This is a genomic window from Blastococcus sp. VKM Ac-2987 (assembly GCF_026967805.1).
Lineage (GTDB): Bacteria > Actinomycetota > Actinomycetes > Mycobacteriales > Geodermatophilaceae > Blastococcus.
On the sequence record NZ_JAPVBG010000003.1, the window covers coordinates 340,850 to 354,975 of the forward strand.

Consider the following 14,126-nt stretch of genomic DNA (forward strand, 5'->3'; position numbering starts at 1 on the left):
CGGCGCGTTGCACCGGGTGGCTGCGACCGGAGCAGGACGGCCGCCGAGCACAGCACCATCCGCACATCCACCCGGTGACATCCACCAGAGACCGACAGGGATCACATGGACCGGCTCGTCGTCCGCGGCGCTCGTGAGCACAACCTCAAGGACGTCCACATCGACCTCCCCCGTGACGCGCTCATCGTCTTCACGGGGCTCTCGGGGTCGGGGAAGTCCAGCCTCGCCTTCGACACGATCTTCGCCGAGGGCCAGCGCCGCTACGTCGAGTCGCTGTCGGCCTACGCCCGCCAGTTCCTCGGCCAGATGGACAAGCCCGACGTCGACTTCATCGAGGGCCTCTCGCCCGCGGTGTCGATCGACCAGAAGTCGACCAACCGCAACCCGCGGTCGACCGTCGGCACCATCACCGAGGTCTACGACTACCTCCGCCTGCTGTACGCGCGCGCCGGCCAGCCGCACTGCCCCAACTGCGGCAAGCCGATCTCGCGGCAGACCCCGCAGCAGATCGTCGACCAGGTGCTCGCCATGGCGGAGGGCACCCGCTTCCAGGTGCTGGCCCCCGTCGTGCGGGCGCGCAAGGGCGAGTACGTCGACCTGTTCAGCTCCCTGCAGACCCAGGGCTTCTCCCGCGTCCGCGTCGACGGCACCGTGCACCCGCTGACCGAGCCGCCGACGCTCAAGAAGCAGGAGAAGCACAGCATCGAGGTCATCGTCGACCGCCTGACGGTCAAGGAGAGCGCCAAGCGGCGGCTCACCGACTCGGTGGAGACCGCGCTCGGTCTCGCGGGTGGCCTGGTGGTCCTCGACTTCGTCGACCTGCCCGAGGGCGACCCGGAGCGGGAGCGCACCTTCTCCGAGCACCTCGCCTGCGTCGACGACGGGCTGTCGTTCGAGGCGCTGGAGCCGCGCTCGTTCTCCTTCAACTCGCCCTTCGGTGCGTGCGGCGAGTGCACCGGCATCGGCACCCGCAAGGAGGTCGACCCGGAGCTGGTGGTCCCCGACCCCGGCAAGAGCCTCGCGCAGGGCGCCATCGCGCCGTGGGCCAGCTCGATGAGCAACGAGTACTTCACCCGGCTGCTCACCGGTCTGTCCCAGCAGATCGGCTTCTCCATGGACGACCCGTGGGAGCGGCTGCCGGCCAAGGTGCAGAAGGCGATCCTGCACGGCTCGCCCGACCAGGTGCACGTCCGCTACAAGAACCGCTACGGCCGCGAGCGCAGCTACTACGCGGCGTTCGAGGGGGTGCTGCCGTTCCTGGAGCGGCGCCACGACGACACCGACAGCGACTACATGCGGGACAAGTACGAGGGCTACATGCGCGACGTGCCCTGCCCCGTCTGCCACGGCACCCGGCTCAAGCCGGAGATCCTCGCCGTCAAGCTCAGCGGCCGGTCGATCGCCGAGGTCACCAACCTCTCGATCGGCGAGGCCTCGCAGTGGCTGGACGCCCTGGAGCTGGGCGAGCGGGCCAAGGCGATCGCCGACCGCGTGCTCCGCGAGATCCAGGCCCGGCTGTCCTTCCTCGTCGACGTCGGCCTCGACTACCTGTCGCTGGACCGCCCGGCCGCCACCCTGGCCGGGGGCGAGGCGCAACGCATCCGGCTGGCCACCCAGATCGGCTCCGGCCTCGTCGGGGTGCTCTACGTGCTCGACGAGCCGTCGATCGGGCTGCACCAGCGCGACAACACCAAGCTGATCGAGACGCTCGTGCGGCTGCGCGACATGGGCAACACGCTCATCGTCGTCGAGCACGACGAGGACACGATCAAGACCGCCGACTGGGTGGTCGACATCGGTCCCGGCGCCGGCGAGCACGGCGGCGAGGTCGTCGTCAGCGGCACGGTGGAGGACCTGCTGGCCAGCGAGCGGTCGATCACCGGCGCCTACCTCTCGGGCCGGATGGAGATCACCGTCCCGGAGGTCCGCCGCCGGCCGGAGCCCGGCCGCGAGCTGGTCGTGAAGGGCGCCCGCGAGAACAACCTGCGCGGGATCGACGTCGCCTTCCCGCTCGGCTGCCTGGTCGCGGTCACCGGTGTCTCGGGGTCGGGGAAGTCCACCCTGGTCAACGACATCCTCTACACGACGCTGGCCAACCAGCTGAACCGCGCGCGGCAGGTCGCCGGCCGGCACCGGACGGTCACCGGGCTGGAGCACCTGGACAAGGTCGTGCACGTCGACCAGTCCCCGATCGGCCGCACCCCGCGGTCGAATCCGGCGACGTACACGGGCGTCTGGGACCACGTCCGCAAGCTGTTCGCCCAGACCTCCGAGGCCAAGGTCCGCGGGTACCTCCCCGGCCGGTTCTCGTTCAACGTGAAGGGCGGCCGCTGCGAGGCCTGCTCCGGCGACGGCACGTTGAAGATCGAGATGAACTTCCTGCCCGACGTCTACGTCCCCTGCGAGGTGTGCAAGGGCGCCCGGTTCAACCGGGAGACCCTCGAGGTGCACTACAAGGGCAAGACGGTGTCCGAGGTCCTCGACATGCCGATCGAGGAGGCGGCGGATTTCTTCGCCGCGATCCCGGCCATCGCCCGGTACCTGCGCACCCTCACCGACGTCGGGCTCGGCTACGTCCGCCTCGGCCAGCCGGCGACGACGCTGTCCGGTGGTGAGGCGCAGCGGGTCAAGCTGGCGAGCGAGCTGCAGAAGCGGTCCAACGGGCGCAGCATCTACGTGCTCGACGAACCGACCACCGGCCTGCACTTCGAGGACATCCGCAAGCTGCTGCTGGTGCTGCAGGGCCTGGTCGACAAGGGCAACTCGGTGCTCGTCATCGAGCACAACCTGGACGTGATCAAGAGCGCCGACTGGCTCGTCGACATGGGGCCCGAGGGCGGCTTCCGCGGCGGCATGGTCGTCGCGGAGGGCTCGCCGGAGTTCGTCGCCTCGGTACCGGAGAGCCACACCGGTCGCTACCTGGCGCCGCTGCTCGACGCCGACGCGATCGCCGCCGCCGCGGCCGGCCCGGTGAAGAAGCGGGCCCGCAAGAAGGCCAGCTGACCCACCGGCGTCCACGACGGCCCGCGCCCCGCTGGGGACGCGGGCCGTCGTCGCGCGGACCCGGCGACGGGCGGCGGCGAACGGGTGCGGGAGAGGTCCTCGGCAGCAGGGGTTGAGACGGAGGCGTTCCTCGTCGTATGGTCCCTGTGACCGATGTCACGTACAGGCTTCCGGGCGGCGTGACGGAGTCCCTCGGAGGAGGACAGCGATGAGCGCGCTCACGCCTGACTGCGACCCAGACCTCTCCAACTGCGGCTCGCCCGTGGGCAGCGGAACCGGCAGCATCCGCTCCAACATCGTCGTGCTGGCGCTGCTGGCCGCCTCGTTCTCGGTCGCCAGCGGCGAGGCCTCGGGCACCGTGGCGTTCATGTCCGGCGGGGTGGCGATCGCGTCCGCGCTGGTGCTCGGGCGCCGCTGCCTCCGGCTCGGCCAGCGGCTCGCGTCCAGCGCCGGCGCGCACGCGCCGTGGGCGCTGCACCGCTCGCGACCGGCCGGCTGACGCCGCCGCGGCCGATCGGCTGATCCGTCTCCGGGACGCCCGGTGCGCCGGGCGTCCTGGTGGCATGCCCGACGCGACCCGGGGCCCCTGGGGCCACTGGGTCGGACGGGTCCCGGCGGCTGACGTCGTGTCGGTGGGCCGACCTAGGGTGGAGGCATGGCCGATCCGTCCACGTACCGCCCGGCGGTCGGCTCCATCCCGGAGAGCCCCGGTGTCTACCGGTTCCGCGACCCGAACGGCCGGGTCATCTACGTCGGCAAGGCCAAGAGCCTCCGGCAGCGCCTGAACAGCTACTTCGCCGACGTGGCCGGGCTGCACCCGCGCACCCGCCAGATGGTGACGACGGCGTCGAGCGTCGAGTGGACGGTCGTGGGCACCGAGGTCGAGGCGCTGCAGCTCGAGTACAACTGGATCAAGGAGTTCGACCCCCGGTTCAACGTCCGCTACCGCGACGACAAGAGCTACCCGTCGCTGGCCGTGACGCTGAACGAGGAGTACCCCCGGCTGCAGGTCATGCGCGGGCCCAAGAAGAAGGGCGTGCGCTACTTCGGGCCCTACGCCCACGCCTGGGCGATCCGGGAGACCCTCGACACGCTGACCCGCGTCTTCCCGGCCCGCACCTGCTCCACCGGCGTCTTCAAGCGCGCCGGTCAGATCGGCCGCCCCTGCCTGCTCGGCTACATCGGCAAGTGCGCCGCCCCGTGCGTGGGCCGGGTGAGCGCAGAGGAGCACCGGGGGATCGTCGACGACTTCTGCGACTTCATGGCCGGCCGCACCGACGCGATGATCCGGCGGCTCGAGCGGGAGATGGCCGAGGCCGCGCAGGCGATGGAGTACGAGAAGGCCGCCCGGCTGCGGGACGACATCGGCGCGCTGAAGCGGGCCATGGAGAAGCAGGCCGTCGTCCTCGGCGACGGCACCGACGCCGACGTCGTCGCCTTCGCGCAGGACGACCTGGAGGCGGCCGTCCAGGTCTTCCACGTCCGCGGCGGGCGGGTGCGCGGCCAGCGCGGCTGGATCATCGACAAGGTCGAGGAGGTCACCACCGGGGAGCTGGTGGAGCAGTTCCTCCTCCAGGTCTACGGCGGCGTGGACGAGCAGACCGGGTCGGGCGAGGCGGGGGAGGCCGTGCCCCGCGAGGTGCTGGTGCCCGAGCTGCCCGACGACGCCGACGTCTACGTCGAGCTGCTGGAGGAGCTGCGCGGCGGCCGGGTGTCGCTGCGGGTGCCCCAGCGCGGGGACAAGCGGAGCCTGATGGAGACCGTGGAGCGCAACGCCAAGGAGGCGTTCGCCCGGCACCGGGTGAAGCGGTCCAGCGACCTCACCGCCCGCTCGCTGGCGCTCTCGGAGCTCCAGGAGGCCCTCGAGCTCCCCGACGCCCCGCTGCGGATCGAGTGCATGGACATCAGCCACGTCCAGGGCACGAACGTGGTGGCGTCGATGGTGGTCTTCGAGGACGGCCTGGCGAAGAAGTCCGACTACCGGCGCTTCTCCGTCACCGAGGGGACCGACGACACCTCCGCCATGGCGGAGGTGGTGCGCCGCCGGTTCGCCCGCCACCTCAAGGAGGAGGCCGACCGCAGGGACGAGCAGGGCCTCGCGGCCGAGGAGGGGCGGCCGCGCCGGTTCGCGTACCCGCCGAACCTGCTCGTCGTCGACGGCGGTGCCCCGCAGGTGGCCGCGGCCGCGCGGTCGCTGGAGGAGCTCGGGATCGTCGACGTCGCCGTCTGCGGGCTGGCCAAGCGCATGGAGGAGGTGTGGCTGCCGGGGGAGAGCGACCCGGTCATCCTCCCGCGCACCTCCGAGGCGCTGTACCTGCTGCAGCGGGTGCGCGACGAGGCCCACCGCTTCGCCATCACCTACCACCGGCAGAAGCGTTCCACCGGCATGCTGGTCTCGCTGCTGGACGACGTCCCCGGGCTCGGGGAGGCGCGGCGGAAGGCGCTGATGAAGCAGTTCGGGTCGCTCAAGCGGCTGCGTGCGGCGACGGTGGAGGAACTCATGGCGGTGCCGGGGATCGGGCGGCGGACGGCGGAGGCGGTGCAGTCGGCGGTCGCCGAGCCGGTCCGGGGGGCGCAGGACGCACCGCCGGAGGTGGCGACCTCGCTGTCGCCGCCGGGCCCGGCCGAGCAGGCCGGCCCGCGCGCGGGGTCCGGCGACACCGCCGAGGTCGGCCGGGTGGCCTCGTGACCGCGGGTACCGACCTGGGGGCCGACGCCACGGCCGACGCCGGCGGGGGCGACCAGGGCGCCGGACCCGCGCCGGGGGCCGGGCAGTCCGCCGTCGCCGGTCCGCAGAACGGCGTGTCCCCGGCGCTCGACCCCGCGAGCACCGAGACGCAGCCGCTGGAGGTCGTCGTCGTCACCGGGCTCTCCGGGGCCGGCAAGAACAGCGCCGGCCGGGTGCTCGAGGACCTCGGCTGGTTCGTCGTCGACAACCTGCCGCCGGCGCTGCTGCTGCCGATGGTGGAGCTCGGCGCCCGGGGCGACCTGCGCCGGTTCGCCGCGGTGGTCGACGTCCGCAGCCGTGCCTTCTCCAGCGACCTGGAGGAGGCCATCCGGGTCCTGTCCGCGGCCGGGCACCGGCCCCGCGTGGTCTACGTGCACGCCCGGGACGAGGTCCTGGTGCGCCGGTACGAGTCCAACCGGCGGGAGCACCCCCTCCAGGGCAGCGGCACCCTGACCGACGGGATCACCGAGGAGCGCGCGCTGCTCACCGGCATCGCCGGCGAGGCCGACCTGTGGGTCGACACCAGCGACCTGAACGTCCACCAACTGCGGGCCACGCTGGAGAACGCGTTCGCCCGCGACGGTCGCACCCCGCCGCTCACCGCGACGGTGATGAGCTTCGGCTTCAAGTACGGCCTGCCCCTGGACGCCGACCTGGTCGTCGACGCGCGCTTCCTGCCCAACCCGCACTGGGTCCCGGAGCTGCGGGAGCACACCGGCCGCGACGCCGACGTCCGCGACTACGTGCTCGGGCAGGACGACGCCGCCGACTTCCTCGACCGCTACTCCGAGGTGCTGCGGCTGCTGCTGCCCGGGTACCGGCGGGAGGGCAAGCGGTACCTGACGCTGGCGGTCGGCTGCACCGGGGGCAAGCACCGCAGCGTCGCCATCGCGGAGGAGTTCGCCCGGCGGCTGGACGCCGAGGGCATCGCCGCCGTGGCCCGGCACCGCGACCTGGGCCGCGAGTAGATGGGCGGCACGACGTCCCCGGGGCGGGCGCCCCGGGTGGTCGCCTTCGGTGGCGGCCACGGCCTCGCCGCGGCGCTGGCCGCCTGGCGCCGCATCACCTCCGAGCTCACCGCCGTGGTGACCGTCGCCGACGACGGCGGCTCGTCCGGGCGCATCCGCCGGGAGATGCCGGTCCTGCCGCCCGGCGACCTGCGGATGGCCCTCGCCGCCCTCGCCGGTGACGCGGAGCGGGAGCAGACCCTCGCCGCGCTCTTCCAGCACCGCTTCGGCGGCAGCGGCGTGCTGGCCGGGCACCCGGTCGGCAACCTGCTGCTCACCGGCCTCGCCGAGATGCACGGCGGGGACACCGTGCGCGCCCTCGACGAGCTCGGCGCGCTGATCGGGGCCTGCGGGCGGGTGCTGCCCATGGCCGACGAACCGCTCGACCTCGTCGCGCGCGTGGAGACCGCCGACCCCGACGACCCCGCCCGGGTGCGCACCATCCGGGGGCAGGTCGCGATCGCGGCGACCCCGGGGCGGGTGCGGCAGATCCGCCTGGCGCCGGCCGACCCCGTGGTGCACCCGGCCGTCCTCGAGGCGATCGCGGCGGCCGACGTGGTCTCGCTGGGCCCCGGTTCCTGGTACACCTCGGTGCTGCCACACCTGCTCGTGCCCCGGCTGCGCGCCGCACTGACCGCGTCGCGCGCCCGGGTGGTGGTGGTGCTGAACCTGGAACCACAGCCCGGTGAGACCGACGGCTTCTCCCCGGAGGAGCATCTGGCCGTGCTGCAGGCGCATCTGAACGGAGTGGCGTTGCACACCGTGATCGCGAACGTGGAATCGGTGGTTGACCGCCGTGGTCTCCTTGACGCAGTCAACGGGTGCGGTGCCGAGCTCCTGCTGGCGCCGGTGGCCGAGCCGGACGGCGCGCCGCGGCACGACCCCGTGCGGCTGTCCGCGGCGTTGGCCTCCGTGGTCGGGGTGCGGTGAACGAGTAGAGGTGTGCGAGCGGATACCGGGCGTACGGCCGGCTGGCCGGCACGAGGGGGAAAGGGGACGGCGTACATGACGCTGACCCGAACTGCGGTGGCGGGTTACCGCGGGGGAACGTGGGGGTGGACGGCATGGCGATGACCGCCATGGTGAAGGACGAGCTCTCCCGGGTGGAGTGCACGAAGACCTCCGAGCGCAAGGCAGAGGTGACCGCGCTGCTGCGGTTCTCCGGTGGCCTGCACATCGTCGGTGGGCGGGTGGTCATCGAGGCCGAGCTCGACACCGGCTCGGTGGCCCGGCGGCTGCGCCGGGACATCAGCGAGGTCTACGGCTACACCAGCGGGGTGAGCGTGCTCGCCGGCGGCAACATCCGCCGCGGCGTGCGCTACCTGGTCCGGATCGCCAAGCACGGCGAGGGCCTGGCGCGGCAGACCGGCCTGGTCGACCAGCGCGGGCGCCCCGTGCGGGGCCTGCCGCCGGCCGTGGTGTCCGGCAGCATCAACGACGCCGAGGCCGCCTGGCGGGGTGCCTTCCTCGCGCACGGGTCGCTCACCGAACCCGGCCGGTCCTCGTCGCTCGAGGTCACCTGCCCGGGCCCGGAGGCGGCCATGGCGCTCGTCGGCGCTGCTCGCCGCCTGGGCATCGCCGCGAAGGCGCGCGAGGTCCGGGGCGCGGACCGGGTCGTCGTCCGGGACGGCGACGCCATCAGCGCGCTGCTGACCCGGATGGGTGCCCACGACGCGGTGATGGCGTGGGAGGAGCGGCGGATGCGCCGCGAGGTGCGGGCCACCGCCAACCGGCTCGCCAACTTCGACGACGCCAACCTGCGCCGCTCCGCCCGGGCCGCGGTGGCGGCCAGCGCGCGGGTCGAGCGGGCCCTGGAGATCCTCGGCGAGGACGCCCCGGAGCACCTGCTGGTCGCCGGCCGGCTGCGGCTGGAGTTCGGCCAGGCATCCCTCGAGGAGCTCGGCCAGCGCGCGGACCCCCCGATGACCAAGGACGCCGTCGCCGGTCGGATACGGCGTCTGCTCGCCATGGCCGACAAGCGCGCCAAGGACCTGGGGATCCCGGACACGGAGTCCGTCGTCACCGACGACATGCTCGCGCAGTAGCCGGATCACGTCTCCCGCGCCGCGCACGCGCGGCGCGGGATCCCGACGGGCGGGCGTTCCAGACGTCACCCGTCGGGCGGGCTCCCGGTGCTCCGGGGCGGTGGCGCCCAGGAGGACGGCGCCTCGGGCGGCTGACCCGGTCCGGTGACAGCCGGGGCGACCGGGAGCCGGTGTCCCGCCCGACCGATAGGGTCTGCACGGAGCGAGGCCGCGTGTCTGCGCGGCCCGGCGAAGGTGACGGTTCCTATGGGAGGTCTGCAGTGACGGTCCGGGTAGGCATCAACGGATTCGGCCGGATCGGCCGCAACTTCTGGCGGGCCGCCGCGGCCAGCGGCCAGGACATCGAGATCGTGGCGGTCAACGACCTCACCAGCAACGAGGCGCTGGCCCACCTGCTCAAGTACGACAGCATCCTGGGCGTCCTCAAGGAGGACGTCTCGGCCGACGGCGACGGCATCACCATCGGCGGGAAGACCATGAAGGTCCTCTCGGAGCGCGACCCGGCCAACCTGCCGTGGGGCGACCTGGGCGTCGACGTCGTCGTCGAGTCCACCGGCTTCTTCACCAAGGCCGCCGACGCGCGCAAGCACGTCGACGCCGGCGGGGCGAAGAAGGTCATCATCTCCGCACCCGCCACCGACGACGACATCACGATCGTCATGGGCGTCAACGACGACCTGTACGACGGCTCGCAGACGATCATCAGCAACGCCTCGTGCACCACCAACTGCCTGGCCCCGCTGGCCAAGGTCCTGCACGACGCCTTCGGCATCGAGCGCGGTCTGATGACGACCATCCACGCGTACACGGCCGACCAGAACCTGCAGGACGGCCCGCACAAGGACCTCCGCCGCGCCCGCGCCGCCGCCCTCAACATGGTGCCCACCTCGACCGGCGCCGCGAAGGCGATCGGCCTGGTCCTGCCCGAGCTCAAGGGCAAGCTCGACGGCTACGCCATCCGCGTGCCCGTCCCCACCGGCTCGGCCACCGACCTCACCGTCCAGCTGACCCGTGAGGCCTCCGCCGACGAGGTCGACGCCGCCTACCGCGAGGCCGCCGCCGGCCCGCTGGGCAAGTACCTGACCTACACCGACGCGCCGATCGTCTCCTCCGACATCGTCACCGACCCGGCGTCCTGCATCTACGACGCCACGCTGACCAAGGTCTTCGGCCCGATGGTCAAGGTGCTGGGCTGGTACGACAACGAGTGGGGCTACTCCAACCGCCTGGTCGACCTGACCACGCTGGTGGGCAAGTCCCTCTGACGATGCGCTCTCTCGACGACCTCCTCGCCGAGGGCGTCTCGGGTCGGCGCGTGCTGCTGCGCGCCGACCTGAACGTCCCGCTGGACAAGACGACCGGCACCATCACCGACGACGGCCGGATCCGCGCCAGCCTGCCCACGCTGCAGGCCCTGCGCGAGGCCGGCGCCCGCGTGGTCGTGGCCGCCCACCTGGGCCGGCCCAAGGGCACGCTCGACCCGAAGTCCTCCCTCGCGCCGGTCGCCGCGCGCCTGGGAGAGCTGCTGGGGACGACGGTGCCGCTGGCGGCCGACGTCGCCGGTGACGACGCGCGGGCCAAGGCCGCCGCCCTCGGCGACGGCGACGTCCTCCTGCTGGAGAACGTCCGCTTCGAGGCCGCGGAGACGTCCAAGGACGACGCCGAGCGGGCCGGGCTGGCCGAGCGGCTGGCCGCCCTCGCCGACGTGTACGTCGACGACGCCTTCGGTGCGGTGCACCGCGCCCACGCCTCGGTGTTCGACGTCGCCGAGCGCCTCCCGCACGCGGCCGGCCGGCTGGTCGCCCGCGAGCTGGAGGTGCTCACCCGGCTGACCACCGAGCCCGCGCGGCCCTACGTGGTAGTGCTCGGCGGCTCGAAGGTGAGCGACAAGCTCGCGGTCATCGAGGCGCTGCTGCCCAAGGTCGACCGGCTGCTCGTCGGCGGGGGCATGTGCTTCACCTTCCTCGCCGCCCAGGGCCACGGGGTGGGCAACTCGCTGCTGGAGGCCGACCAGGTGGACACCTGCCGCCGGCTGCTGGCCGAGGCCGGCGACCGGATCGTGCTGCCGGTCGACGTCGTCTGCGCCCCCGAGTTCAGCGCGGAGGCGGAGACCTCGGTCGTCGACGCGACCGAGATCCCCGACGGGCAGATGGGCCTGGACGTCGGCCCGCGCACCGTCGAGGTCTTCGGGTCGATCCTCGGCGACGCCCGCACCGTGTTCTGGAACGGCCCGATGGGCGTCTTCGAGCTCGCCCCTTTCCAGGCCGGCACCCGCGGCGTGGCCCAGGCGGTCGGCGCGGTGGACGGCCTGTCGGTCGTCGGGGGCGGTGACTCGGCGGCGGCGGTCCGCGTCCTGGGTCTCGACGAGGACGCCTACGGGCACATCAGCACCGGTGGCGGTGCGTCGCTGGAGTACCTCGAGGGCCGGGACCTGCCGGGCCTCGCGGTCCTGGCCGACTGAGCGAGGAGCCGACATGGCACGCACCCGTCCCGTCCCCGCCCGTGAAGGGCGCCGGCCGCTCATCGCCGGCAACTGGAAGATGCACATGACCCACCTGGAGGCCATCGGGCTGGTCCAGAAGGTCGTGTTCTCGCTCAAGGAGGAGGAGCTCGACGCCGCCGAGGTCGTCGTCCTCCCGCCGTTCACGGCGCTGCGCAGCGTGCAGACGCTCGTCGCCGGCGACAAGCTGGCGATCGGCTACGGCGCGCAGGACATCTCCGCGCAGGACTCGGGCGCCTACACCGGCGAGGTCAGCGGCGGGATGCTCAGCGCCCTGGCCTGCGGGTACGTCGCGGTGGGCCACTCCGAGCGGCGGGCCCTGCACGGCGAGGACGACGGCGTCGTCGCTGCCAAGGTGCGGGCCGCGCTGCGGCACGGCGTCGTGCCGATCCTGTGCGTGGGGGAGGGGCTCGACGTCCGCAAGGCCGGCACCCACGTCGCCCACTGCACCGGCCAGCTCGACGCGGCCCTCGAGGGGCTGACCGCCGAGCAGGTCGCCGGGCTGGTGCTCGCCTACGAGCCGGTGTGGGCCATCGGCACCGGTGAGGTGGCCACCCCCGATGATGCGCAGGAGGTGTGCGGGGCGCTGCGGGCGCGGCTCGCCGAGCGCTTCGGGAGTGACAGCGCGGCCACGGTCCGTATCCTCTACGGCGGGTCGGTGAAGGCCGCGAACACGGCCGGGATCCTGGCCGGGGCGGACATCGACGGTGCGCTCGTCGGCGGTGCCAGCCTGGACGCCGACGAGTTCGCGCAGATCTGTCGGATCGCCGCCGGCGGTAGCTGAACCCTGCTGCCCCCCCGGCCGGACACGGGGAGGGCGGGCAGCAGGTGGAGCAGCAGATCCGGGAGCGGCCGGCCGACCGGCTCCCGCCGTGGGCGCGCGGCTGGTCCTGGCGGCGAGTCCTCGCTGCTGCAGCCGTGATCGTGCTGGTGCTCGTCGTCGCCGTCAGCTGTCTGGGCAGCGGTGGCGGGCGGGCCGACGTCCCGGTGCTGGCCGACGGGCCCGACGCCGGCGTCGACGGTGTCCGCTCCCCGTCGGACGAGCGCGGTGGCACGTTGCGCGTCGTCGCCCCCGCCGTCGACAGCCTCGACCCGCAGCGGTCCTACCTGCCCGGGGTGTGGAACCTGATGCGCCTCTACACCCGCACGCTCGTCACGTTCGACGCGGCGCCCGGCGCCACCGGTGAGCTGGTGCCGGACCTCGCGACCGACCTGGGCGCCGTGTCGGACGACGGTCTCACCTGGACCTACACCCTGCGCGAGGGCATCCGCTTCGAGAACGGCCGGCCGATCACCAGCGGTGACGTGAAGTACGGCATCCAGCGGTCGTTCGCCTCCGACGTGATCGTCGGCGGGCCCACCTACCTGGTGGACCTCCTGGACGACCCGGCCAACCCCTACCCGGGCCCCTACTCGACCGAGGAGGACGACCCCGTCCTCAGCTCGATCGAGACGCCGGACGAGCGCACGATCGTCTTCCGGTTGCGCTCGCCGCAGCCGGACCTGCCCTACGTCCTCGCCCTGCCGTCCAGCAGCCCGGTGCCGGCGGAGGCCGACACCCGGGGCGAGTACGGCGCCGATCCGGTGTCCTCCGGCCCGTACGCGATCACCTCGGTCGACCCGGAGACCGGCATCGTGCTGGAGCGCAACCCGGAGTGGGACCCGGCGACCGACGAGGTCCGGACCGCGCTGCCCGACCGGGTGGAGGTCCGCACCGGGCTCTCCGGTCTGGCCCGCGACCAGGCGCTGCTGGCCGGCTCCGCCGACCTGGACGTCTCCGGCACGGGCGTGCAGGCGGCGACGACCGCCCGGCTGGCCGCCGAGGACGGCGCCGCCCTGCTGGACCGGGTGGACGACGTGACGACCGGTGCGGTGCGCCTGCTCGCGCTGCCCACCGACGTGGCGCCCATGGACGACCCCGCCTGCCGGGCGGCCGTGGTCGCGGCCATCGACCGGCGCGCGGTCCAGTCGGCCCTCGGTGGTGCGGTCGACGCCGTCCGCAGCACGCAGCTGTGGCCGCGGGCACTCGGGGGAGGTCCCGGGGGGGCCGACGCGGAGCCGGATCCCGAGGCGGCCCGGGCCGCGCTGGCCGACTGCGGCCGCCCGGACGGCTTCGCCACCGTCCTCGCGGTGCCCGACGTGCGCAGCAGCGTCGACGTCGCCGACGAGATCGCCGCCCAGCTCGCCGCGGTGGACATCGACGTCGAGGTCCGCCCGCTGGATCCCGCCACCTTCTACGCCACCGACGTGGGCAACCCCGGCAACGTCGCGGCCAACGGCTACGGGCTGGTGCTCGCCACCCGCACCGCCGACTTCCCGACGGCCGGGTCCTTCCTGGGGCCGCTGGTCGACGGCCGCAGCGTCGCCCGGGTGGGCAACCCGAACTACGCGCGGTTGGACGACCCGGAGATCAACGCCCTGGTCGACCAGGCCCGGGCCGGCGACGCCGACTGGGCGCAGGTCGCCGACGCGGCCCGGGCGAGCGGGGCCTACGTCCCGCTCGCGGAGACCCGCATCCAGCTGGTCTCGGGGCAGCGGCTGCGCAACGGCGTGGTGATGCGCCCGTACGACGGTTACGACGTCGCCACCGCCGGGGTCCGCTGACAGCCCCGGGAGCATCGCAGCGAGCGCCGGCGAGCGAGGAGCGGACCGGGGCGCGGAAGCGGACAGGTCACAGGGTCCGCTGACAGCCCCGGGAGCATCGCAGCGAGCGCCGGCGAGCGAGGAGCGGACCGGGGCGCGGAAGCGGACAGGTCACAGGGTCCGCTGACAGGTCCGGGCGGGGACGTCGGTTAGGCTCGGGACGAGAGCTGGCGTCCGTCGCCGGTCGTCGAGCCTTCCGG

At 73.4% G+C, this 14,126-nt stretch carries 10 protein-coding genes; all 10 read left to right on the forward strand.

The genetic code is table 11. The features are described 5' to 3' along the window. The first annotated feature begins 105 nt into the window (after positions 1-105). The 10 genes from uvrA to O2W17_RS16975 all read left to right on the forward strand — a co-directional run bounded on the left by uvrA (position 106) and on the right by O2W17_RS16975 (position 13,887). Positions 106-3,003, forward strand: a complete 2,898-nt coding sequence (gene uvrA, locus O2W17_RS16930) for an excinuclease ABC subunit UvrA (protein WP_269193614.1) — start codon at positions 106-108, stop codon at positions 3,001-3,003. 208 nt (positions 3,004-3,211) lie between these two features. Then, complete coding sequence (locus tag O2W17_RS16935; protein ID WP_269193615.1) at positions 3,212-3,502, forward strand: hypothetical protein; 291 nt, start codon at positions 3,212-3,214, stop codon at positions 3,500-3,502. Between the two features lie 156 nt (positions 3,503-3,658). After that, on the forward strand, positions 3,659-5,692 hold the full coding sequence (gene uvrC / locus O2W17_RS16940; RefSeq protein WP_269193616.1) for an excinuclease ABC subunit UvrC: 2,034 nt from the start codon (positions 3,659-3,661) through the stop codon (positions 5,690-5,692). Beyond that, positions 5,689-6,699, forward strand: a complete 1,011-nt coding sequence (gene rapZ / locus O2W17_RS16945) for an RNase adapter RapZ (protein WP_269193617.1) — start codon at positions 5,689-5,691, stop codon at positions 6,697-6,699. Before uvrC ends, rapZ begins: the two co-directional genes overlap by 4 nt. Next, complete coding sequence (locus tag O2W17_RS16950) at positions 6,700-7,668, forward strand: gluconeogenesis factor YvcK family protein (protein WP_269193618.1); 969 nt, start codon at positions 6,700-6,702, stop codon at positions 7,666-7,668. It begins immediately after the preceding gene. 134 nt (positions 7,669-7,802) lie between these two features. Beyond that, entirely contained in the window at positions 7,803-8,783 is a 981-nt protein-coding gene (whiA, locus tag O2W17_RS16955) for a DNA-binding protein WhiA (protein ID WP_269193619.1), read from the forward strand. A gap of 260 nt (positions 8,784-9,043) precedes the next feature. After that, on the forward strand, positions 9,044-10,048 hold the full coding sequence (gap, locus tag O2W17_RS16960; RefSeq protein WP_269193620.1) for a type I glyceraldehyde-3-phosphate dehydrogenase: 1,005 nt from the start codon (positions 9,044-9,046) through the stop codon (positions 10,046-10,048). A 2-nt stretch (positions 10,049-10,050) separates the two neighbouring features. Next, a complete protein-coding gene (locus O2W17_RS16965) occupies positions 10,051-11,244 on the forward strand; it encodes a phosphoglycerate kinase (protein WP_269193621.1) in 1,194 nt (397 codons plus the stop codon). A 13-nt stretch (positions 11,245-11,257) separates the two neighbouring features. Continuing rightward, positions 11,258-12,067 (forward strand): triose-phosphate isomerase, encoded by an 810-nt coding sequence (gene tpiA, locus O2W17_RS16970; protein ID WP_269193622.1) that lies wholly within the window; start codon positions 11,258-11,260, stop codon positions 12,065-12,067. A 44-nt stretch (positions 12,068-12,111) separates the two neighbouring features. Beyond that, positions 12,112-13,887 carry an ABC transporter substrate-binding protein gene (locus O2W17_RS16975; RefSeq protein WP_269193623.1) on the forward strand — a complete coding sequence of 592 codons (1,776 nt, stop codon included), beginning with the start codon at positions 12,112-12,114 and terminating at the stop codon, positions 13,885-13,887. Positions 13,888-14,126 lie beyond the last annotated feature (239 nt).